The sequence below is a fragment of the Chryseobacterium rhizosphaerae genome (genome assembly GCF_003385455.1).
Lineage (GTDB): Bacteria > Bacteroidota > Bacteroidia > Flavobacteriales > Weeksellaceae > Chryseobacterium > Chryseobacterium rhizosphaerae.
Map to the genome: position 1 here is coordinate 134,006 of NZ_QNUF01000010.1, position 22,363 is coordinate 156,368.

Genomic DNA, 22,363 nt, shown 5'->3' on the forward strand with positions numbered 1-22,363 from the left:
TTCCTTAATCAATTCACATGGCTCCATCTCAAAAACCAGCATTCCTTTCTTCAAAAACAGACACTGAGTCTAAGCTTTTCTCTACTCTGTTTTCTCCAGAAACAACAAAAGCTACTCTATTAATTGTTCATGGAATGCAGGAACATAGCGGAAGATATGCTGAGATTGCAGAATACTTTGCAGCTCATGGAATTGCTGTACTGACCTATGACCATCTGGGACATGGAAAATCTGTAAAAGAGAAAAAAGATATCGGATTTTTTCAGCTTGAGAAACCGGATGAAAGATTAGTAGCCGATGCAGAGATGATGGCAGATTATCTTGTTGAACAATATCCGGATGTTCCACATTTTATTTTGGGACATTCTATGGGATCTTTTATAACACGCTGTCTTCTTCAAAAGGCAAGCAGTAAATTTTCCGGAGCTATCATTACAGGAACTGGTGGACCTTTGCCCGGAATAGATTTGCTGAGAGCTTATTTATCATTAGCTAATACCATCGCGCCTCATCACCGTACTTTCTTGAATTCTGTTTTTACGAGTGTCAATAACAAGTATTTTAAAAAGGATAAAGATTTCAGCGACACCAGCTGGCTCAGTGTAAATTCTAAAAACCGAAAAGCTTTTGAACAGGATGAACTTTGTGGAATTCCATTCACGAATAATGCCTTCTACACTTTATTTAGTGTTTACAAAAAGGCTACCGCAAGAAACTGGGCTGATTCAATTTCCAGGTCTTTTCCTTTTTTATTTGTAAGTGGGCAGGATGATCCAATCGGGGATTTCAGTAAAGGAGTGAGGTATACTGTTGATCATTTAAAGTCTGATGGTTTTCAGGATGTGAGTCAGGAGATCTATTCCGGTATGCGCCATGAAATTCTGAATGAGGAAATCAGAGAGGAAGTTCTGAATACTGTCTGTGACTGGATTTCCAAGCATTCATAGATGCTATTCTCGCTGATAATGCAGATTCAGCAGACTTCTAAATCAATATTCACTACTTCACAAAATGCGTACAGCTCCTTTTGTAATATATTCTTTAAACTCTTTCAGAATGATAACCTCATATGAGCTGCTTTTTTAAGATTAAAGATTAAACATTGAAAATAAAAAAAACATGAGAATACATATTTTCGGAGCATCTGGGTCTGGGGTTACAACATTAGGAAAGGCATTATCTGAAAAAATCGGTATTGAATATATTGACAGTGATGATTTTTTCTGGCTTACCACCCATATCCCTTTTACTGAAAAACAAAACCCGGAAATCAGAAACAACACCCTATCCGAAAAACTACACACTACCAGAAACTGGATCTTTGGCGGTTCTATCATTCATTGGGGAGATGATGTATTCCCTCCATTTGATTTGATTGTATTTCTTTATCTGCCTCCTAAAATAAGAATGGAAAGACTGAGAAAAAGGGAATATGAAAGATATGGTGAAGAAATTATTACTAATACGGAAAGAGCCCAAAAGTTCCACGAGTTTATGGATTGGGCTAAAGATTATGACCACAATACCGGTATTGCCAATAGAACGTTAAAAGCCCACCTGGAATGGTTGTCCGGTATAAACACCCCATTGATTGAGCTCTCAGGAGATTATGAGCTTTATCAAAAGATGGACATCATTTTGGATAAAATAAAACAAAGAAACTTGCAGGTACAATAATTTATCTGTGAAATTGCTTCGCTTTGCTCGCCATGACAAAGGTGATGTTACTTTCAGAAGAATTCCTAAATTAGAACGCTGAAAAAACAAAATTAAAAACATGACGATAGAAGAACTTATTAAAGATAAGACGATAAAAGCAAAAGAAAAAACAGGCCTTATCAGTCAATGGATTCTTGACAAGTCTTTACCTCTTGATGAATTAATTGCTTTTGCCGAAAAATCAAAAGATCCAGTAAAGGCAACCTGCATAGAGGCCATAGAATATGCAACCAAGCAAAATCCCGACATGGCAGATGAAACAGCATTTGCATTTGTCACCACTACCCTTACCGAAAAAGCTCCCAGAATAAAATGGGAAAGTGCCAAAGTAATAGGCAATACCGCTCATCTGTTTTCCGATCAATTAGACCAATCCATCACTAATCTGCTTGTCAATACAGAACATGAAGGAACTGTTGTCCGATGGAGTGCCGCATTTGCCCTCGGTGAAATTTTGAAAATGAAAACCCAACACAACACCACTCTCCTCCCTACTCTCGAAAATATCAGTGAGAAAGAAGAGAAAAACAGCATCAAAAAGATATATCTGGATGCTATTAAAAAGACAAAAAAATAATATTTTGAATATAAAAAATCCTGGATATATTTTCCAGGATTTTTCTTTAGGTTTTGGCTAAAGCCAATTGGATTTATTATCTTAATGATGAATGGGCTAAAGCCCATTCCTATTGAATATTTTCTTTGTCATTAGGATAAAATATCACCTTTTTTATCGAGTGGTCACATTAAAATAAAACATAGAGCCTGTTTAAATTTCTAAATTTGATTTTTTGTATAACATTCAATCTTTATCCAAATCACATTCTTTAAGGAATTTTTTTTGATTAAAAAGATCATTTACTGATGATGTGTTTTTCTAACGCAAAGCTTTAGCTTCATTATCCATATTTTCAGGGAGCAAAGGATAGAATCAACTTTGTTGATTCGTCGAAGCATAAAGATAAGCATATATCTTCATCAGCGACGAAGTCGCATCACTTTGCCCACTTAAAATAAAGAGGAATTATTCGTAAACTTTGCGTTCATCTTTTTAATCAAAAAATAATTTTAACCTGGCCTATTGAGTCTTGTCAACAAAATATATAAGAATTCCTGAATAAAATTTAAACAGGCTCATAGACATCTGTGTGATCTGTCGGAAATTAAAATAATCAAATCAATACCACTTCCCTATCCATTCCAATTTCCTTCAGGAAAACCTCATCATGAGAAACCACCACCAGTGTTCCATGATAGTCTTTAATGGTATTCGTTAAAATGTCTACATTCTGAAGATCCAGATTATTGGTGGGTTCATCAAGAACGATCATATCCGGTGTTTTGTTACTGATCGAAAGTCCACATAATAAAACCCTCAGACGCTCCCCTCCGCTTAACACTCCACATTTCTTATCCCAGGTTTCCTTTCCAAACAAAAATCTGGATAATAAAGTTTTCACCTCAGATTCCTGAAGTGCCGTATCATTGAATTTTTGGACAAAATCATAGATACTCAAATCACCTTCAATAAGAGAGTATTCCTGATCCACATAAATACTGTTAAATTCGGCTTTAAAAATCTTACCCTGATAAGGTTCTGTATTTCCAAGCAAGAGCTTTATCAGACTCGTTTTTCCAGACCCGTTCTGTCCTTTCAGTGAAATTCTTTCTCCACTTCGGATCTCAAGGTTTAGATTTTCTTGCCACAGTTTTTCACTTCCATAGCTGAAATTCACGTCTTCCAATGTAATTAAAACTTTACCGAAATGCAGGCTGGAGTCATTGAAAGTTACTTTCATCTGATCAAAATTCTTTAATGATGAACGCAAATCTCTCAGGTTCCCGGAAATACCACTGATTTTTTCAGCGTGAATATTTTTCAGTTTTGAGGTATTTTTCTCGGCGTTATTCCGAAGGGTATTCATCATAATTCTGGCGACACCGGACTTTTCCTGCTTCTGTTTTCCTCTGGCATCAAGCTTCTGTTTCCGTTCCAGTGTTTCCCGTTCTTTCTCTTTGGCTTTTTTTAAAGCGCGCTCTTTAGCATGAATATCATTGTGTAAAGCCTCCTCTTCAATTTCTTTTTGCTGGATATAAAAGTCATAGTTTCCTCCATAGGTGGCAACCCCCTGATTGCTTAATTCAAAAATAGTGTCCACCAGATTCAGGAGTGCCCTGTCATGGCTTACCATAATAACGGTAGCATTTGTCTTATCAATCAGATCGTACAATAATTTTCGGCCTTCCAGATCCAAATGGTTGGTAGGTTCGTCCAATACGATGATCTCCGGCTGATTGATCTGAATTCCGGCAAGGAAAACTTTGGTCTTTTGTCCTCCGCTTAAACTTTCAAGCTTTTGGTTGAGTCCAAAATCCTCAAGTCCCCAGTAGTGTAAAGCATTTTGGCTTCGTTCCTCAAGGTCCCAGTCGTCATTCAGGATTTCAAAATACCTTTCGTCAACGTCTCCCTCTGTTATTTTCTGAAGAGCATTTAGTTTTTGATCTATCTTGAGGCATTCTGCAATAGTAAGGTCATTACAATTTCCAAACATTTGTGGAACATAGAAAATATCACCCTGGATATTTATATTTCCGTTTAATGGCTGTAATTCCTCAGCAATAAGCTTCAGTAAGGTAGATTTCCCCATGCCATTACTTCCCACTAAAGCAGATTTTGTTTGAGATGGTATCGTTATATTGATATGATTAAATAGCAGGTCTCCTCCCGGAAACCCAAAGGATATATGATGTAGTAAAATCATGATTTCTTTCTTAAAATAATTAGGTAAATAACAGCAACTCTTTGGTTACTGCCTGATCAAGTCTGAAAGAAATTATATCCTACATGTCCGTATATTGGGTTTTGAAAGAACAAATATAGTGATTTCCCGCCATTTCTTTATTTTGCTGCCTAAAGAATCAAGTATAAACTTTCGGGTCCACACTAAAATACAATCTATTCTTTATCCATCTTAAACTGATAAGAATCATCTGCTGTCTTATTATTTACTTTTCTTCCATACATTAAACAGTCTATTTTTTCACATGGATAAAATGCATTTTCTCAATGCTATGACTTGCTATATACTTAAGAACTTTATCGGTTATCGTTTAAACAGGCTCCATGATCATATGAACTCTGTAGCTTTCAAATCTTCAAAACTCTCAAACTCATAAAAACAGGAAAGTATTTTAATCAAAAATCCGTAACTTTGCCAACTACTAAAAATTTTTATGGAAAGCATTAAAGTTCACGACAAAACTTTCGTTCCTTATTTGAAGGACGCCGAGATTCAGGAAATTGTAAAAGAGACAGCGTTAAGAATTTATGAAGATTACAAGGATGAAGTTCCTGTTTTCATTGGCGTATTGAACGGAGTAATCATGTTCTTCTCAGATCTATTAAGGTATTACCCAGGTGAATGCGAAATTGCTTTCATTCAAATGAGTTCTTATGTGGGAACTGAGTCTACAGGGATTGTTTACCAAAAAATGGAATTGACTAAAGATGTAAGAGACCGTCACATTATTCTTGTTGAAGATATTGTGGATACAGGAAATACAGTGGAAAGTCTTTTCAAATACTTTAAGGAAACACAGCGCCCTAAATCTGTAAAACTGTCAAGCTTCTTACTGAAACCTGAGATTTACAAAAAAGATTTCAAATTGGATTATATTGGAAAGGAGATTCCAAATAAATTCGTTCTTGGTTATGGATTGGATTATGATGAACTAGGAAGAAACCTTCCTAATTTGTATCAGTTGGAAGACGGTCAAATCAACCATTAATGCCTATAGCTATTAGCTACTGGCTTTTAGCTTTAAATATTAAATCGAAATAAAAGTAAAATATTAACTAAATAAAGCTAAAAGCAAGAAAGCAAGCCAGACGCAAAATGCCAATTGCCGGAAGCGAATCAAAATTATGATAAACATTGTTCTGTTCGGCCCTCCAGGAAGTGGAAAAGGAACACAAGCTCAAAACTTAATCGAGAAATTCAATTTAAAGCAAGTTTCAACAGGTGATCTTTTCAGATACAATATGAAAAATGATACTGATCTTGGAAAACTGGCAAAGTCTTACATCGATAAAGGAGAATTGGTTCCGGATCAGGTAACAACAGATATGCTGATTGATGAGATCAGAAAACCTACCGATACCAGCGGTTTTATTTTTGATGGTTATCCAAGAACTACCGCTCAGACGGAAGCTTTGGAAAAAATAGTTAAAGAAGAACTGAATGACAAGATTGACATCTGTCTTGCATTGGTGGTAGAAGATAAAATTTTGGTTGAAAGACTTCTGAAAAGAGGAGAAACCAGCGGTAGATCAGACGACAGCAATGTAGAGATCATCGAAAACAGAATTAAAGAATATTATTCTAAAACGGCAGAAGTAGCCGAACTTTACAAGCAGCAGGGAAAATATGTGGAAGTAAATGGTGTAGGAGAAATTGATGAGATTTCACAAAAGCTTTTTGCTGAGGTAGAGAAAATTAAATAAGGATTTAGGATTTAGGGATTAGGATTTAGCATCGTTAAATATCTGTTCCCTAACCCCTAAGGCCTAAACCCTAAAAATTATGTCAAACTTTGTAGATTACGTAAAGATTCATTGTAAAAGCGGACATGGAGGAGCAGGTTCTGCCCACCTAAGACGTGAAAAATATATTCCTAAAGGAGGTCCTGACGGTGGTGACGGAGGTCGCGGCGGACATGTCATCATGAGAGGGAATGCACAAGAATGGACTTTACTTCCACTTCGATACACGCGTCATATAAAAGCAGAGCGTGGTGAAAATGGAGCAAAAAACCAGCTTACCGGAGCTGATGGTTCTGATATTTATATTGATGTTCCCATTGGAACTATCGCTAAAAATGAAGAAGGAGAAATCATCGGGGAAATCCTTGAAGATAAGCAGGAAATTATTTTGATGCTGGGTGGAAAAGGTGGAAAAGGAAACGAACATTTCAAATCATCTACCAATCAAACTCCAAGATATGCTCAACCCGGAATGGATGGTGAGGAAGGCTATGTTGTTTTCGAGCTTAAAATTTTGGCAGATGTAGGTTTAGTTGGATTTCCCAATGCTGGAAAATCTACCCTTTTAGCATCTGTTTCTGCAGCAAAGCCTAAAATTGCAAACTATGCTTTTACCACTTTAACTCCCAACTTAGGAATTGTAGACTACAGAAATTACAAATCATTTGTAATGGCTGATATTCCTGGGATTATTGAAGGAGCAGCTGAAGGAAAAGGATTAGGACACAGATTCCTGAGACATATTGAAAGAAATTCAATTCTTTTATTTTTAATTCCTGCAGATTCTGAAGATCACTACCAGGAGTTTAAAATTCTGGAAAATGAGCTGGTAGAATATAATCCTGAACTATTGGATAAAGATTTCATTATTTCCGTTTCTAAATCCGATCTTTTGGATGATGAGCTGAAAAAAGAAATTGCGGCAGAATTTCCTGAAAACAGACAACCGTTATTTTTCTCCGGTGTTACAGGAGAAGGTCTGGTAGAGCTGAAAGATGCTATCTGGAAGAAACTACATGGATAAAATACTGTTTGAATTCATCGGTCTTACTTTTACAAAGTAGATTACAACAAAATAAATAACCCCGGAATTTTTTCCGGGGTTTTGTTTTGGTCTCAATTTCCATTCTGTTGTTGGAAGTAAGATTCCACAGGAACCGGAGAAAAAATCCTTTTGGAACAATTATTGAGAGATGTTCAGAAATTTAAACTATGAAATATATCCTGAGTTTTTGTGCCCTAGTACTCATATTTTCATGTACTTCTCAAAAAGTAAATTCGAAGTACTCAACCGTTGAATATGAAGCCACTCCCTGTTTCGGCTTTTGCCCTGTTTTTAAAATGACAATCCAACCGGATAGAACTGCAGTTTTTGAAGCAGAACACTTTAATTTCAGTGAAAAGCCTTCAAAAGATGAGTTTTCCAATCCGAGAAAGGGAACTTTTACAGGAACCATTAAAGAGGAGGATTACCATACATTACTCAAGTTACTGGATGGTTTAGAGGTAAAAAATCTAAAAGATAAATATGGCGAAAAAAATATTACAGATCTCTCCACTTCTTATTTAAGGATTAATTTTAGTGATGGAACTTCTAAAAATATACAGGATTATGGAAAACGGGGAAATGAGAAACTGTCTAAAGTTTATCATTTTTTTGAAGACCTCAGAAAAAATCAACACTGGACTAAAGTAAAATAGTTTCGGGTAACAATATTTAAATTATTTTTGCACAAATAATTCCTTCATCTGGGAGGAATTATTTTTTTTATAAAAACATTAATCATTTAATTCAAAAAAATGAAGAAGAACATTTTATCTGCAATATTATTTGCAGTATCTACTGTGGTATGCGCCCAAAGCTCGAGTATGAGTTTTGGTGTAAAAGGTGGGTACACGTTATCCAGTATGAAGTTTTTTGACGCAAAATTAGATTCAAAATCCTATTTCTATGTAGGCGCTGTGGCAGAACAGGCACTATCTCCGAAATTTGCAGTACAGGCTGAAGTTCTTTATACCCAACTGGGAGGCAAAGAATCATACCCCTGGACCCAATTAGTAGGGAATGAAGTAGTAAATATGGGAGATATGAATTTTGAATACCAGATGAATCAGATACAGGTTCCAATTTCTGCAAAGTATTATTTTATTCCTAATCTTTCGGCTTCTGTAGGAATGAACATTGGAATCAATGTTTCAACAAAGATAAAAACAAGCAGCCTTTTCAATGATACGGCTAAAGATAATTATGCCGGAGCAAAAACGATCAATCTCTTTCCTTTCTTAGGAGCTGAATATAAAATTAATGATCAGTTTTTTGTAGATGCCCGTTATCATTTTGATTTTATAGAAACCAATAAAAGTCAGCACGTCCCTACGAAAGTTGGTTTTTTACAGGCTGGTGTTGGGTATAGATTTAAATAATCTTTATTGATTACCATACAAATGGCTGCCTGGATATGGGCAGCCATTATTTTTGATAAAGGAAATCTCAATTTATTTTTTAATAAACTGTTTCGTGATCACTCCGGTTTCGGTTTTGATTCTGATCATATATGATCCGGACGGAAGACTTCTTACATCCATTGTATTACGGTTTAAAGTAACATTTACTTTTTTACCTGAAATATCAAATATTTCAGCTTCGTCAATCTTTACAGATGTTTTAATGCTTAGAATATCTGTAGCCGGATTAGGGAACAATTCAACATTAGTTTTCTGCTCCATTCTTTCCTTCTTATCCAGTTCTAAAAGCATTACCTTCGGCTCATGTTGAGCCTGGCCGCTTCTTTGTATCATTTCAGGTTTTCTGCAAGGAGCAATAAAGGCATGATACCTGGATCCCATTTCCATAGATGTTCCCGGTAAAAGATTAATACTTCCGCCGGATTGCATGGTAATATCATGTTTAGGACCCAAAATATATCTATCCTTAGTGGTGATCTTCTTACCAATTTCATAATAATGAGACATATTAGGCTCAGTAGTCAGTACCAGATTCTCTATACATGGGGAGCCTTCAAAGCTTTCTTTCATAGGAAGTAATTGGGGCAGCCCATACTGAGTTTGTCCGTTTCCTAAATGTACAGCATTGAAATCCACATTCATATTGGGACCGTATACGTCAGGATTTATCACTTTACCTAAAAATGAGCTAAATGATTTACTTACATACACCTCTCCATATTTATTTCTCTGAAGAGTCATACCTGTGTGAAGCGGTGCGTTGGTTTCAGTATAAATTTCCGTATGCAGCACATTGGAAGATGTAGAATTTACCAGATCAACAGCATGGATGTTTTCATAGCCCAGGAATAATACAGAGGCATCCTTATTAAATTCAGGAACATATGCTCTCAATCCGTTTATCTGCAAGGAAAAATCATTTGTAAGCTGCCCTGTAGAGGAATTGAATGAATAAACTTTATTAACATAATAATCCGGCGATGGATATGGGTTTAGTGAATCAGCCCAAAAAGAAATGCAGATATAATGAGAGTAGATACCATTATTAAGTCTTGGAGACTGTCTCACACTAAAATATTTATAATTGCCAAAAGTTACCGGAAAATTGAGATTACTTACAATTGGTGCTCCATTAGCAAATCCCTGATTACTCAGCTTATAACTGTAAAGTTTTGTTCCGTTCGGAATTAAAACCCAAAAAGACTGATCCGTACTATTGGGAATGATAGTTACCGCTTCTGAATCAAAATGATTCCCTACATTATCCAATACTGCAATATCTTTAGCTCCCGGCAGCACATCACCAAGGGGAAGCCCATTAGTTCCTATACTCCCCAAAGTCATGTCAACAATTGAGTAGCTTATATAAAATGAGCTTCCAGCATTTTCCCCTGTTGTAAAAACATAGTACTGATTATCATTTGCCGGATTTTTTACTATGGCAAGCTGCTGGGCACTGTTATTTTGCTGCGTGATCAAAGTACCATTAGGCATCACCTGATGCTGCCTGTTCCAAATCCTTTGACCATTCATATAAAAAAGAAGCTTTCCGCTTGCATCACTTGCGGTACCACATCCTTCAAGAGCTTCCATATTACTGTTATTTACAGCAACAGGAATAGAAGATGAAAAGTTGAGTGCCGCGTTATTTCCAAAATACCAGTTATCATTTTCGCCTTGGGCAAATACCATATTGACTCCAAAACCTAGTAGTAATAAGAGAAAAAATTTCGTTTTCATAGGCTATTGTTTAGAAGAATTAACCTGTTTTTTCAATGTTTCAATTTCCATTTTTTGAGCTTTTAATTCTTTATTCTGATCAATTAAATGCAGCGTAAGTTCTTCTACTTTTTTCAGCAAAAGAATATTCATTTCTTTAAGCTCAATCCCATTTTTTATGGCTTCTTCAGTAGTAGGAACTTCCGGTAAATGCCCATTTTTATCGATAAACTGTGCCAGATCATTCAAAGGCATCAGCTTATAGTCTTTTTCAAAAACATAGTCTGCCCATCCGTTATTGGCAGCAATATCTACTTTTACTCTTTCTGTTCGGATTCCTTCTTTTACAAACAGTTTATATTTCTGACCATCAGGAGCAATGCCATCGGCAGGAAGCTGAGTCGTAAACTGTCCTATACCAATAGTTCCATTATTTCCTACAATCCAGTTTCCGATGTTCAGTTCATTTTGAGGCGAAGACATATAGGGTGTAATAAAATTTCCGATAAAAATATTATTATCCCCTGAAAGAATGGCTTTGGCATTGGAAGAACCAACTGCTATATTATTAGTACCTCCTGCCAGGCTTACCAAAGAGCTTGTGCCCACTACCGTATTATTCTTTCCGGCAGTTAAATACCTTAATGCATCCCAGCCAATCCCTACGTTATAATCCCCGGCTAAAGATCCTGATCCCATCGCGCTATTTCCTATACCCACATTTCCTGTCCCCTGTTTAAAATATTCCAATGAATTCATTCCCACCGCAACATTCATTGTAGCATCTATGGTATGTCTCATACTATTCTGCCCTACAGATACATTATTATCTCCACTGCTGATTGATGACATCGCATTATTTCCCAAAGCCGTATTACCATTACCTGTTGTATTTTGGGTTAGAGATCCCATTCCAAAAGCTGTATTAGATGACCCCGATGCATTATCCGTTCCACCTCCAAAAAAAAGGTTTTTATCCCAAACCATACCTGGCGATGTAACATTAAAAAATATAAACCTCCCATTAGGAGTAATCTTCATTTTCTCTGCATTGTTTGTTTTAAAGACTAAGGATTGGTTATCCGTGGTTCCAATAAAGTTAGTTCCAGGAGTGGTTCCTGCATTTCCGGTAAGGTTCCATTGTGCATTGGCTGTAAAACTGAAAACAGCAGCAAGTAAAACGATTGTTTTTTTCATGGTTAAAAGTTATCTGGTTATTTATTTTATTTTGTTTTTGAGTTTTTCTATCTCTTCATTTTGTTTTTTCAGCTGGCTGTTCTGATCGAGTAATTGTTTATTCTGATCAATTAAATGTAGGGTCAATTCTTCCACTTTTTTAAGCAAAAGAATGTTCATTTCTTTCAGTTCAATTCCATTTTTAATGGCTTCTTCTGTAGTAGGAACTTCAGGTAGATGCCCATTTTCATCAATAAATTGAGCCAGATCATTCAAAGGCATCAGCTTATATTTTTTTTCAAAAACATAGTCTGCCCACCCATTATTGGCTGCAATATCTACTTTCACTTTCTCTGTTCGGATTCCGTCCTTTACAAAAAGTTTATATTTCTGACCATCAGGAGCAATGCCATCGGCAGGAAGCTGAGTCGTAAATTGCCCTATACCTATGGTCCCATTGTTTCCTACGATCCAGTTTCCGATATTCAATTCATTTTCAGGAGACGTTGTGTTATAGGGAGTGATAAAGCTTCCAATAAAGATATTGTTGTTTCCGGAGGTGATCAGTTTGGCATTAGAATGTCCTACATTGATGTTCCCTGATCCCTTTGCCAAAGCTCTGAAAGAATCTCCCCCAAGTATTGTATTATAGCTTCCGAGCTGGATATATCTTAAAGCACTTGTACCTACTGCCAAATTAAAATCTCCTACCAAGCCTCCGGATCCCATGGTTGAGTTTCCAAGACCCACATTTCCGAGACCTGACTGAAAGTGTTCTAAAGCATTCATTCCTAATGCTGTATTAAAATTACCTGACACGGTACTTCTCATACTGTTTGCCCCTAAAGCCACGTTGTTGTCTCCACTTGTGATAAGAGACAGTGCATTATTTCCTAAAGCTGTATTACCATTACCTGCTGTATTTTGGGTTAAAGTTCCCATTCCAAAAGCAGTATTGTATAATCCTGTCGGACTATCTACTCCGCCGCCAAAAAAAAGGTTTTTATCCCATACATGCCCGGGCCCTGTAACATTAAAAAATATAAATCTTCCATTTTCAGTGATCTTCATCTTCTCAGCATTGTTTGTTTTGAATACTAAAGATTGATTATCCGTAGTCCCTATGAAATTTGTTCCGGCAACTGTTCCGGCATTTCCGGTTAGGCTCCATTGGGCATTGGCTGTTAAACTGAAAACAGCAGCAAGTAAAACGATTGTTTTTTTCATGATTAAAAGTTATTTTTTGACTTTACATTTCTTTACAAAGGGAGAAATGAGTTTCCATCCTTCCTCCTGAATTAATTATTTTTAATGAACGGTTTATCCTGCAGCAGCACACACTGTACTACAAGCTTCTATTGCCGTCATCTGGCTATTGATAAGGGTAGCAGACTTGCATTGGAAAAATTAACGGTGGCCTTAGTTCCAAAGTACCAATTGTCATTTTCTCCCTGAGCAAATAGTATGTTTATTCCAAAACTCAAGAAAAACAAAAGAAAAATCTTCGTCTTCATATTATATTTTATATTATTTAAATGGATTGATGTTTGGCTTTACTGCTTTATGTATCTCTTTCCAGAATTTCTACATTCTTTAGTAGATCACTTAAGTACATTTGAGATTCTTCTACTTTATTAAGTAAAAGATCTTATACTGATGATGTTTTTGTTTGGGTAGGTATTATAGGTCTTGTGTTCCCGGTATGTTCATAAAATTGAACATACCTACTAAAACCTATAATAAGTACAGGTAGAAGGATTATTTTTCTCATGGTTAGTTTTTATTATCATTTCAAATGGATATCACAAGCACTAAAAAGATATTATGCAGCTTCAATGAAATGTTATATTTTTCAAAAATAATATAAATATAATTAAAAATATAAATTAAAAACCAAATAAAACGAAAACAAATTAATCAATACATCATAAAACAGGATTAAAACTGGAATATAATAAACCTATTAGCGGATCAGAAGAACAAAATTAATTCTTAAAAATATTTAGATTACCTTTGTAGAATGTAATTCTTTCAGGCTGAAGGAATTTTTATTTAAATTTTAAAATAATTCATTTGAATTTTACAGACTTACAATTAATAGAACCTATTGCAAAAGCAATCCAGGAACAAGGGTATACTAATCCTACTCCCATTCAGGAAAGATCTATTCCTGAAATCTTGAATGGCAGAGATTTTTTAGGATGTGCGCAAACCGGAACAGGAAAAACAGCGGCCTTTTCTATTCCTATTTTACAGAACCTATCTAAAAAGAAAATTTCTAACAATCATATAAAAGCCTTAATCCTTACTCCAACCAGAGAACTGGCGATCCAAATAGAAGAAAATATCAATGCTTATGGTAAATATCTTCCATTAAAACAGCTTGTTATTTTTGGCGGGGTAAAACAGGGCAACCAGGAAGCTGCACTGAGAAGAGGTATTGATATTCTGGTGGCTACACCGGGAAGACTTCTTGACTTCATTGCTCAAGGCATTATCAGCCTTAAAAACATTGAGATCTTCGTGCTTGATGAAGCGGACAGAATGCTTGATATGGGTTTTGTACATGATGTTAAAAGAGTAATTAAGCTTTTGCCTCAGAAGAGACAGACATTATTCTTTTCCGCAACAATGCCCGGAGAGATTCAGAAATTGGCTAATTCCATACTGAATAATCCTGTAAAAGTAGAGGTAACACCTGTTTCTTCTACAGCAGATACTATCAAACAGTCTGTTTATTTTGTAGAAAAAGATAACAAACTAAACCTGTTATCACATATTCTTCAGAATGACATCTCAGATTCTGTATTGGTATTTGCCAGAACAAAACATGGTGCTGATAAGATTGCCAGAAAGCTTCAAAAAGATAATATCTCTGCAGAAGCCATTCATGGTAATAAATCTCAAAATGCGAGACAAAACGCATTGAATAATTTCAAATCCGGAAAAACAAGAGTACTTGTAGCTACAGATATTGCAGCGAGAGGGATTGATATTGATGAATTAAAATTCGTAATCAATTTTGAGCTGTCTGATGTTTCTGAAACGTATGTACACAGAATTGGAAGAACAGGAAGAGCTGGTGCAGAAGGAAATTCAATATCTTTTGTAGACGGACTTGATCTTCTTAATCTAAAAAATACAGAAAAACTTATCGGAAAGAAAATTCCGATCGTAAAGGACCATCCATTCCATACAGATGATTTGGTTGCTCAAAAAAGAGATTCAAACAATAAACCGATGTCTGGAGGAGGCGAAAGACAAGGTCCGAGACCAGCAAGGACTCCCAATAATAAAAAACCGGCTGCATCCACAGGATTTAAAAAGCCTAAGAATAAAAATTTCACCAGAAAGAAATAAAAATAAAAAAGCCTTCTCAATTTTTGAAAAGGCTTTTTATTTTATCTTATATCCAGGAAAAAGCAGTCTACTTAAATAATTTCTTTGCATTTTCAGTAGTAATCCTGTCAATCTCTGAAAAATCTTTCCCATAAATATCTACCAGTTTCCCGGCAACTAAATCAAGGTATGAGCTTTCATTTCTTTTTCCTCTGTGAGGAACCGGTGCCAGATATGGAGAATCTGTTTCCAGAACAATCTTCTCTAAAGGGATTTCTTTCAGAAACTGGTCTATTTTACCATTTTTAAAAGTAACTACCCCACCGATACCCAAAATAAAGTTAAGGTCTATAGCATGCTTCGCCTGCTCCAGATTACCCGAAAAGCAATGGAAGATCCCTCTGAGCTTCGGGTGTTTTTTTCTTTCAAGTACTTCAAATGTTTCATCAAAGCTTTCTCTTGTATGGATCACAATAGGAAGATCTTTTTCTATGGCCCAGTCAATCTGCTGTTCAAAAGCTTTCACCTGAATATCAAGAGTAGTTTTATCCCAATACAGATCGATTCCTATCTCTCCTATCGCCGGAAAATTTCTTTGATCAAGATAGTCTTTTACGATTTCAAGTTCTTTTTCCCAGGATTCAGGTTTTACATAACAGGGATGTAAACCCATCATTGAAAAAATCTGTCCGGGGTATTCGGTTTCCAGCTGAAGCATCTTTTCATGAGACTCAGAATCAATAGCAGGAAGATAAAACTCTGTAATCCCTTTATCTATAGCTCTTTGAATAGCTTCTTTTCTATCTTCATCAAATTCTTCTGCGTATAAATGTGTATGTGTATCAATCATTTTCTTATCATTTTAACAGATCTTCATAAGGATTTTCCAGATTCATCAGCATTCCAAATGCTGGTTCTGTCTTTATTCCCTGTTTTTTCAGTTCTATTATCTTCTTTTTAAATTCTTCTCCTTTTTCCTGTAGTATCCTGTATTCGGCAATCATATGCCTGTAAGCATTCTGTTCTCTGGCGGGTTTATTCTGACCAAAAATCTCAATGGGAAATTCTTCCAGCATAAAGTTTAAAACGATACTTGCTTCACCATTCACCATTATATTTTCAACCTTAACATCGGTTTCCCGCGGAATCAGTTCATATAAGCTTAGTTCTTCCAAAAAATCCTCTTTAGATCTAAGGTCTACTTCACAGATAATATCCAGATCGCTGCCTGCAATATCGATTTCAATGGGAATGGTTCCGGCCAATAAAGGTGAATAATTACTTAGCTTTTCAAAGACCTTATATTTTGTGAGTACTTCAAAAGCCCTCTTTTGTCTTTCATTTCCATTTTTCAAATAATCAATCTGCATAAAATCAGTCATTTGAAAATATTTTATGTTTTACTTTCGTTCGTTGATTTTCGATTCTCTGATCCAGTTTTTCCCGGAATTCAATAAACTTCGGATCTTTTTTATCGCTTGTTTTATGTTCTAAGGCTTTGGTAATTTTAAAATTTTCTTTAATAAAATCTTTTGTATCCTCAGAAAAATAAGCCTCCCCAAATTTGTCAAAAATATAGTTTACAGCCTGGGTACTGGGATGAATCATGTCTTCTTTATAAAAACGGTAATCCCGGAGGTCATCCATTAAAATTTCATAAACAGGCAAATAATGACAATCTTCAAACACGGATATAGATTCATGAATAGCGGTAATGAGTTTGGATTTACTCAGCTGGTTCTCAATCATTCCGTCTTTGGTATGTCTTACCGGTGAAACGGTAAATAAAATCTGTACATCTTCTTTACAAATATCCTTAAGGTCTAAAATTGTATTGTAAATAGAATGTGTCAGTTCCTGATGGGAAAGCAATTTTTTTTCGAAAAACTTCTGGGGAATCTTATGACAATTGGCAACGAGTTTTTTCTTTGGAATAAATTCATAGATAAATGAAGTCCCATAGGTAATAATAATCCAGTCTGTCTCCTGAAGAAAAGCATTGCCTTCTTCAATCGCCCCATTGATTTTATCCAAAGTCTGATGAATATACCGTGTATCAAAACTCGTATGATGATCCAGTGAAATATATTCTTCATTATACGTGATCAGATCCTCTTCTTCATAAAATAATGAATCATGGAGTATTTTTACTTCATTGCGAATAGAAAAGGGGTTAAAAATGGTTCCAAAAGGATTATTAAGGGTCTGCAGTTGTCCCTGCTGCAATAGATCAGTCATTTCTGAAGCAAAGCACGAGCCTATTGAAAATATTTTATCTTCAATCTCAATTTTCTTTTCTGATTTTTTAATATCAACCTCAGTTCTGAATTTCATTTTTTTCAGGGAGTAGAAATTAGGTAGCAGGTAATAAGTTCTTATTAACGAAACCTGTCACCTGCTAACTCTTATCTAAAATCTTATTTAGCTTTCTCTTCTCAACAAATAATTGGCCAATTCTATAAACGGCTTCTTCTTTTCTTCAGGGATATCAATTTTCTGAAGATAGCTCTGCCCTATTTCATTGTGTTTCTCAATTAAACGAAGTGCTCTATCATCTACTTTTGTTCTTCTGAAGATCTTTTCAACTCCATAGATTTTATCTACGTTATCTGTCTTCTTAGAATACCAGTAATCCAGTTCCTTTCTTTCTTCTTCCGTGGCATGTTCTTTTGCCAATAAATAAAGAACCGTCTTCTTATTTTCATAGATATCTCCCGCATGTTTCTTACCAAACTGAGCCTGATCTCCGAACACATCAAGATAATCATCCATAATCTGGAAAGCAATCCCAATATGTTTCCCGAAATTGAAAATAGCTTTGGCATCTTTAAAATCCGCTCTTGCAATCAGTGCACCGATCTCAAAAGAAGAAGCACTCAGAACTCCTGTTTTATAAGTAATCATTCTGATATAGTCATCAAAAGTCACATCTTTCTGAGTCTCAAAGTTGATATCATACTGTTGGCCTTCACATAATAAAAGTCCTGTATGGGTAAAAATTCTGATACAGGCTTTGAAAATTTCAGGCTCCAGGTCTTCAAAGAATTTATAGGCTTTAAGCATTAGTCCGTCCCCGGAAAGAATACCTACATTGATTCCATGTAGCGTATGGATGGTGGGCTTATTTCTTCTTAAAGGAGCCTCATCCATAATATCATCATGGATCAGTGTGAAATTATGGAAAAACTCTATAGCCAAAGCAGGCTTTATAGCCTCCTTCAGGTCTCCTCCAAACAGATCACATGCCATCAGTACCATAATAGGACGAAGACGTTTTCCTCCATGAGAAATGATGTAATTCATCGGATCATAGAGTTCTCTGGGCTTATCTTTAAAAGTATACTTATTGATGGCGTCACCAACGATCTGCTGGTATCTGTCTAAAAATTCCATAAATTCTTATAATTTGAACAAAAATACGATTTTTCGGGGCTTTATAAAACAAAAAACTTTGCCCTTATGGACAAAGTTTATATGATTTTTTAATTTTTATCTTAAGATAAGAAACTTACTAAAAGATAGGTAATCCCTGCTACAATAGCTGAAATAGGAATTGTAAGTACCCAAGCCCAAAGTAAACTTACCGTAATCCCCCATCTTACCGCAGAAATTCTTTTCGTTAATCCTACCCCGATGATAGAACCTGTAATTGTATGGGTTGTAGATACAGGAATACCAAAGTGGTCAGTAATGAATAGCGTGATTGCTCCTGCAGTCTCTGCGCTTACTCCTTCCAATGAGGTTACTTTTGTAATTTTAGTCCCCATTGTTTTGATAATTTTCCAACCACCACTCATAGTACCTAAACCGATTGCCAGGAAGGAAACCAAAGGAACCCAAAGATAATGTTGTGCAAAGTAATCAAAACGTCCTGCGGAAGGAATATTCAGATAAATAGGATCATGCAGCATCTCCACATGATAATAAATCAATGCTGCCCCTATAATCCCCATTACTTTCTGTGCATCATTCAAACCATGTCCTAAGCTAAATAAAGCTGAAGAAGCCAACTGTAATCTTTTAAAAGATTGGTCTGCTTTGTGTGGATTTGATTTTTTATAAAGATGAACAATAATTAATGTGATGATAATGGAGATAATCATCCCTATAATCGGTGCCATGAAGATGAACAAGAAGATAGGAATTACTTTATCAAATTTCACAACACTTTGTGTCGTTACCTGATGTAAGGCATGTTTACAGGTTTCAAAGAAGCCTAAAGCCGGTTGAGCTGCTGCCACATCGTGATAATCCATCATAAAAGCATGCATTAAAGCAGCTCCCAGAAACCCACCAATTAAGGTATGTGATGATGAGGAAGGAATCCCAAACCACCATGTCAAAAGGTTCCAGGCAATAGCCGCTACAAGACCTGAAAATATAACTTCAAGGTTGATGAAATTCTCATTGACCGTTTTCGCAATTGTATTACCAATTTTAAATTCTCCAATAATATAAGCAGCAATAAAAAAAGCGGCAAAGTTCCAAAGTGCTGCCCAAAGTACAGCCTGGAATGGAGTTAAAACTTTTGTAGAAACAATGGTTGCAATTGAGTTGGCTGCATCATGAAAACCATTAATATAATCGAAAATTAAGGCTAAAGCAATAATAACCGTAAGTAAAATAGGAAATTCCATTTTTTGCTATGTTATGTATTGTTTAGGCGTATTTAATCATGATGTTCTCAATCGTGTTGGCAACATCTTCTGCTTTATCAGTTACTATTTCAAGATAGTTCAATACAGATGAAACTTTGATGATATTGATAGCATCATTGGTTTCAAACAATTCTACCATTGAGTTAGACAGTAAATCATCTGCAATATTCTCAATAGAGTTTACTTTGATACAAGCTTCTTTTACCTGCTCCATATTCTTGAAACCTTTAAGGTTTTTCATAGCATTCTGGATTTCAAGACATGCTTTGTGGATCAACAAAGAGAAGTCTGAATAAGCCTTCATCTCAGGTGATTTGTACAAAAAGATATATTTTGTAGAAGCGTAGATGTAATCGGCGATGTCATCTAATCCTGTTGCCAAAGTGTGAATATCTTCACGGTCAAAAGGAGTAATGAAGTTTTTCCCAAGTTCTACGAAGATCTCGTGAGTAAGTTCATCATTTTTATGCTCGAAGTCGCTCATTTTTTTCAACATAGAGTCATCATTAAGATCGAAATCTTTGATTCCTGTGTTGAAGTCTTCAGACATTGCAACTAGATTTTCGGTTACTTTTTCAAAAAGCACGAAAAAGATTTTATCCTTTGGTTGAAAAGCGTGGAAAATATTACCAATTCCCATTTTTTAGTATTTATAATTCGAGTGCAAATTTCCTAAAAAAGGATTTGACCTGAAACTATCTAACATTAAGTTTTGTTAACATTCGCTTACCATTTGATAATCAAACAAAAAAACCGGCATTACTGCCGGTTTTATATAGTGTCAATAAGGGTTTAGTTTGCCACTTCAGCCCTCATATCTTTTCCTTTGAACTTCATTGACTGAATATTGCTTAGGACATTGTCTTTGAATGATTTCTCAACTTCGAAGAAAGAGAACTTTTCCAAGATTTCAATATCACCAATTTCAGCTCTTTTCTTGGTCTTTCCTCCAGCAGTAGCCTGATTGATAATATCTAAAACATCAAGCTTCTTCAAGTGATCTTTCTTTCCAAGATTAAAGAAGAATCTTACCATATTCTCATCTTTTCTTCTTGGCTTTCCACCACGGTCTCTATCTCTTCCGCGATCTCTGTCTCTGCTATCTCTGCTGTCTCTGTCTCTTCCACGATCTCTGTCTCTATCACGACCACGGTCTCTTCTTGAGTAATCGTCATCTCTGCTGCTCAATTTCTGCTCAACAAGATCGTGTTTGTCTTTGTAATATAAAGCAAGATCTTTCAATTGGAACTGTAGCAACTGGTGCACCAATTCTTCTTTTGTAAAGTTGCTTAGATCAGGAATCAGACTATCATCAAACGCAAAAAGATCTTCGTGTTCTGTTAATAGTTTTTCGAAAACTCCACCTACCTGAGCTTTGATAATCTGCTCACCTGTAGGAATGAATTTTTCGTTGATCTCAATCTTTGTTGCAGATTTGATCTGCTTCAGCTTTCTGCTTTCTTCAGGCTTTATTAAGGCCATAGAAATACCGTCTTTTCCTGCTCTACCTGTTCTCCCACTTCTGTGAACAAATACTTCAGGATCATCAGGTAAAGAGAAGTGAATAACGTGAGTCAGAGAGTTCACATCCAATCCTCTTGCTGCAACGTCTGTAGCGACAAGAATATCGATGTTTTTCAATCTGAATTTCTTCATTACCGTATCTCTCTGCGCCTGAGAAAGGTCTCCATGAAGTGCATCTGCTGCATATCCATTCTGCATCAAGAAATCAGCAACCTCCTGAGTTTCCATTCTCGTTCTACAGAAGATAATGGAATACTGATTAGGGTTTGCATCGATCAATCTTTTCAATGCCTCTTTTTTCTGACGGTAACCTACCACGTAATATTCGTGCGTAATGTTCTTCTTCACTTCGTTGATAGAACCTACTGAAATACGGTGTGGTTTTGTAAGGTAATTTTTGGAAATTCTTTCCACTTCTTTATTCATCGTTGCCGAGAATAAGAAAGTCTGTTTAGTTTCCGGAGTTTCGCTTAAGATGGTTTCCAATTCGTCTTTGAATCCCATAGAAAGCATTTCATCAGCTTCATCTAATACCAACCAATGAATAGCAGAAAAGTCTAATGCTTTTCTGTTGATAAGATCAATTACTCTTCCCGGAGTCCCCACGATAATCTGTGGTTTATCCCTCAAAGATCTCATCTGCTCTACAATACTACTTCCACCATACACCGCTGTGGTTTTGATGTCTTTCATGTACTTAGAGTAATTCTTTATGTCTTTAGAAATCTGAAGACATAATTCCCGTGTCGGACAAAGCACCAATAATTGGATTTTGCGACTCGTATCGTCAATCATATCCAAAATCGGAAGCGAAAACGCTGCTGTCTTGCCTGTCCCTGTTTGCGCAAGTGCGATCAAGTCGCGAATATCTGAAAGAATAAAAGGGATAGTCTGTTTTTGGATTTCTGTTGGGCTTTCGTAGCCCAGTTCGCCAATTGCCTTAAGAATATCAGGACTTAAATTGGTTTCCGTAAATAAATTCATTAACTATTTTAAAATTTTTGCAAAGATACAATAAATATTTGACTTGTTTTTGAATAAAGTTTTAAATATACAATCTTAAATTCAGAATCCTTTACTATTTCTTTAATTTTTTGAAAATTAAATCTAAAAAAACACCCTTCAAGTTAAAGACTTGTTAAACATTATTTTTTTTTATTAAATTGGATTGATTTTTTCTGTGTTATTTATGAATTTTCAAAAATACACCATACAACAG

20 protein-coding genes are annotated in these 22,363 nt (G+C 35.7%); 9 read left to right on the top strand and 11 right to left on the bottom strand.

Going from position 1 to position 22,363, the window contains the following annotated elements; all coding sequences use genetic code 11:
• Positions 1–17 precede the first annotated feature (17 nt).
• The 3 genes from DRF57_RS11035 to DRF57_RS11045 all read left to right on the top strand — a co-directional run bounded on the left by DRF57_RS11035 (position 18) and on the right by DRF57_RS11045 (position 2,296).
• Positions 18–947: an alpha/beta fold hydrolase gene (locus DRF57_RS11035; protein WP_115918503.1), complete on the top strand. Its 930-nt coding sequence runs from the start codon at positions 18–20 to the stop codon at positions 945–947.
• Positions 948–1,119: 172 nt separating this feature from the next.
• Positions 1,120–1,677 carry an AAA family ATPase gene (locus tag DRF57_RS11040; RefSeq protein ID WP_115918505.1) on the top strand — a complete coding sequence of 186 codons (558 nt, stop codon included), beginning with the start codon at positions 1,120–1,122 and terminating at the stop codon, positions 1,675–1,677.
• 100 nt (positions 1,678–1,777) lie between these two features.
• Positions 1,778–2,296, top strand: coding sequence for a hypothetical protein (locus tag DRF57_RS11045; RefSeq protein ID WP_115918507.1), 519 nt, complete (start codon positions 1,778–1,780; stop codon positions 2,294–2,296).
• Positions 2,297–2,891: 595 nt separating this feature from the next.
• On the opposite strand, the gene DRF57_RS11050 is transcribed toward DRF57_RS11045, so the two are convergent.
• Positions 2,892–4,481, bottom strand: a complete 1,590-nt coding sequence (locus tag DRF57_RS11050; RefSeq protein WP_115918509.1) for an ABC-F family ATP-binding cassette domain-containing protein — start codon at positions 4,479–4,481, stop codon at positions 2,892–2,894.
• Between the two features lie 472 nt (positions 4,482–4,953).
• On the opposite strand from DRF57_RS11050, the gene DRF57_RS11055 reads away from it, so the two are divergent.
• The 5 genes from DRF57_RS11055 (at position 4,954) to DRF57_RS11075 (ending at position 8,686) form a co-directional block, all read left to right on the top strand.
• A complete protein-coding gene (locus DRF57_RS11055; protein WP_047487041.1) occupies positions 4,954–5,508 on the top strand; it encodes a phosphoribosyltransferase in 555 nt (184 codons plus the stop codon).
• 136 nt (positions 5,509–5,644) lie between these two features.
• Positions 5,645–6,223: an adenylate kinase gene (locus DRF57_RS11060; protein ID WP_047487043.1), complete on the top strand. Its 579-nt coding sequence runs from the start codon at positions 5,645–5,647 to the stop codon at positions 6,221–6,223.
• Positions 6,224–6,302: 79 nt separating this feature from the next.
• Positions 6,303–7,286 carry a GTPase ObgE gene (gene obgE, locus DRF57_RS11065; RefSeq protein ID WP_047487047.1) on the top strand — a complete coding sequence of 328 codons (984 nt, stop codon included), beginning with the start codon at positions 6,303–6,305 and terminating at the stop codon, positions 7,284–7,286.
• 188 nt (positions 7,287–7,474) lie between these two features.
• Positions 7,475–7,963 carry a DUF6438 domain-containing protein gene (locus DRF57_RS11070; protein WP_115918510.1) on the top strand — a complete coding sequence of 163 codons (489 nt, stop codon included), beginning with the start codon at positions 7,475–7,477 and terminating at the stop codon, positions 7,961–7,963.
• Positions 7,964–8,062: 99 nt separating this feature from the next.
• Positions 8,063–8,686, top strand: a complete 624-nt coding sequence (locus tag DRF57_RS11075) for a porin family protein (RefSeq protein WP_115918512.1) — start codon at positions 8,063–8,065, stop codon at positions 8,684–8,686.
• Positions 8,687–8,758: 72 nt separating this feature from the next.
• Here DRF57_RS11075 and DRF57_RS11080 read toward each other — a convergent pair whose 3' ends face one another.
• From DRF57_RS11080 to DRF57_RS11090, 3 genes are read right to left on the bottom strand one after another with little or no spacing between them, the layout of a single operon-like run.
• Entirely contained in the window at positions 8,759–10,468 is a 1,710-nt protein-coding gene (locus DRF57_RS11080) for a T9SS type A sorting domain-containing protein (protein ID WP_115918514.1), read from the bottom strand.
• A 3-nt stretch (positions 10,469–10,471) separates the two neighbouring features.
• Positions 10,472–11,644 (bottom strand): hypothetical protein, encoded by a 1,173-nt coding sequence (locus DRF57_RS11085; protein ID WP_084087842.1) that lies wholly within the window; start codon positions 11,642–11,644, stop codon positions 10,472–10,474.
• Positions 11,645–11,665: 21 nt separating this feature from the next.
• Entirely contained in the window at positions 11,666–12,850 is a 1,185-nt protein-coding gene (locus tag DRF57_RS11090) for a hypothetical protein (RefSeq protein ID WP_115918516.1), read from the bottom strand.
• 846 nt (positions 12,851–13,696) lie between these two features.
• On the opposite strand from DRF57_RS11090, the gene DRF57_RS11095 reads away from it, so the two are divergent.
• The gene (locus DRF57_RS11095) at positions 13,697–14,983 is read left to right on the top strand and encodes a DEAD/DEAH box helicase (protein WP_047487071.1); all 1,287 of its coding nucleotides are present in this window, start codon (positions 13,697–13,699) and stop codon (positions 14,981–14,983) included.
• A 67-nt stretch (positions 14,984–15,050) separates the two neighbouring features.
• Here the strand turns inward: DRF57_RS11095 and DRF57_RS11100 are convergent, their stop codons facing one another.
• From DRF57_RS11100 to DRF57_RS11130, 7 genes are all read right to left on the bottom strand, one after another.
• Positions 15,051–15,812 (bottom strand): TatD family hydrolase, encoded by a 762-nt coding sequence (locus DRF57_RS11100; RefSeq protein WP_047494499.1) that lies wholly within the window; start codon positions 15,810–15,812, stop codon positions 15,051–15,053.
• Between the two features lie 7 nt (positions 15,813–15,819).
• On the bottom strand, positions 15,820–16,344 hold the full coding sequence (locus DRF57_RS11105) for a DUF4269 domain-containing protein (protein WP_115918517.1): 525 nt from the start codon (positions 16,342–16,344) through the stop codon (positions 15,820–15,822).
• Positions 16,337–17,296, bottom strand: coding sequence for a GSCFA domain-containing protein (locus tag DRF57_RS11110; protein WP_047494492.1), 960 nt, complete (start codon positions 17,294–17,296; stop codon positions 16,337–16,339). The genes DRF57_RS11105 and DRF57_RS11110 overlap by 8 nt, the downstream gene beginning before the upstream one ends.
• Positions 17,297–17,383: 87 nt before the next feature.
• A complete protein-coding gene (locus tag DRF57_RS11115; RefSeq protein ID WP_047494488.1) occupies positions 17,384–18,355 on the bottom strand; it encodes a polyprenyl synthetase family protein in 972 nt (323 codons plus the stop codon).
• Positions 18,356–18,456: 101 nt separating this feature from the next.
• Entirely contained in the window at positions 18,457–19,599 is a 1,143-nt protein-coding gene (locus tag DRF57_RS11120) for an inorganic phosphate transporter (RefSeq protein ID WP_047494485.1), read from the bottom strand.
• Positions 19,600–19,621: 22 nt separating this feature from the next.
• Positions 19,622–20,260: a DUF47 domain-containing protein gene (locus DRF57_RS11125; protein ID WP_042723220.1), complete on the bottom strand. Its 639-nt coding sequence runs from the start codon at positions 20,258–20,260 to the stop codon at positions 19,622–19,624.
• 152 nt (positions 20,261–20,412) lie between these two features.
• Positions 20,413–22,128, bottom strand: coding sequence for a DEAD/DEAH box helicase (locus tag DRF57_RS11130; RefSeq protein ID WP_047494481.1), 1,716 nt, complete (start codon positions 22,126–22,128; stop codon positions 20,413–20,415).
• Positions 22,129–22,363: the final 235 nt, after the last annotated feature.

Excerpts from the sequence above, each read along its gene's own strand:
- DRF57_RS11035 (WP_115918503.1), top strand. The coding sequence starts at position 18 with ATGGCTCCATCTCAAAAACCAGCATTCCTTTCTTCAAAAACAGACACT.
- DRF57_RS11060 (WP_047487043.1), top strand. The coding sequence starts at position 5,645 with ATGATAAACATTGTTCTGTTCGGCCCTCCAGGAAGTGGAAAAGGAACA.
- DRF57_RS11130 (WP_047494481.1), bottom strand. The coding sequence starts at position 22,128 with ATGAATTTATTTACGGAAACCAATTTAAGTCCTGATATTCTTAAGGCA.
- DRF57_RS11055 (WP_047487041.1), top strand. The coding sequence starts at position 4,954 with ATGGAAAGCATTAAAGTTCACGACAAAACTTTCGTTCCTTATTTGAAG.
- DRF57_RS11120 (WP_047494485.1), bottom strand. The coding sequence starts at position 19,599 with ATGGAATTTCCTATTTTACTTACGGTTATTATTGCTTTAGCCTTAATT.
- DRF57_RS11040 (WP_115918505.1), top strand. The coding sequence starts at position 1,120 with ATGAGAATACATATTTTCGGAGCATCTGGGTCTGGGGTTACAACATTA.
- DRF57_RS11045 (WP_115918507.1), top strand. The coding sequence starts at position 1,778 with ATGACGATAGAAGAACTTATTAAAGATAAGACGATAAAAGCAAAAGAA.
- DRF57_RS11050 (WP_115918509.1), bottom strand. The coding sequence starts at position 4,481 with ATGATTTTACTACATCATATATCCTTTGGGTTTCCGGGAGGAGACCTG.
- DRF57_RS11090 (WP_115918516.1), bottom strand. The coding sequence starts at position 12,850 with ATGAAAAAAACAATCGTTTTACTTGCTGCTGTTTTCAGTTTAACAGCC.
- DRF57_RS11100 (WP_047494499.1), bottom strand. The coding sequence starts at position 15,812 with ATGATTGATACACATACACATTTATACGCAGAAGAATTTGATGAAGAT.
- DRF57_RS11080 (WP_115918514.1), bottom strand. The coding sequence starts at position 10,468 with ATGAAAACGAAATTTTTTCTCTTATTACTACTAGGTTTTGGAGTCAAT.
- DRF57_RS11070 (WP_115918510.1), top strand. The coding sequence starts at position 7,475 with ATGAAATATATCCTGAGTTTTTGTGCCCTAGTACTCATATTTTCATGT.
- obgE (WP_047487047.1), top strand. The coding sequence starts at position 6,303 with ATGTCAAACTTTGTAGATTACGTAAAGATTCATTGTAAAAGCGGACAT.
- DRF57_RS11075 (WP_115918512.1), top strand. The coding sequence starts at position 8,063 with ATGAAGAAGAACATTTTATCTGCAATATTATTTGCAGTATCTACTGTG.
- DRF57_RS11110 (WP_047494492.1), bottom strand. The coding sequence starts at position 17,296 with ATGAAATTCAGAACTGAGGTTGATATTAAAAAATCAGAAAAGAAAATT.
- DRF57_RS11085 (WP_084087842.1), bottom strand. The coding sequence starts at position 11,644 with ATGAAAAAAACAATCGTTTTACTTGCTGCTGTTTTCAGTTTTACAGCC.
- DRF57_RS11115 (WP_047494488.1), bottom strand. The coding sequence starts at position 18,355 with ATGGAATTTTTAGACAGATACCAGCAGATCGTTGGTGACGCCATCAAT.
- DRF57_RS11125 (WP_042723220.1), bottom strand. The coding sequence starts at position 20,260 with ATGGGAATTGGTAATATTTTCCACGCTTTTCAACCAAAGGATAAAATC.
- DRF57_RS11105 (WP_115918517.1), bottom strand. The coding sequence starts at position 16,344 with ATGACTGATTTTATGCAGATTGATTATTTGAAAAATGGAAATGAAAGA.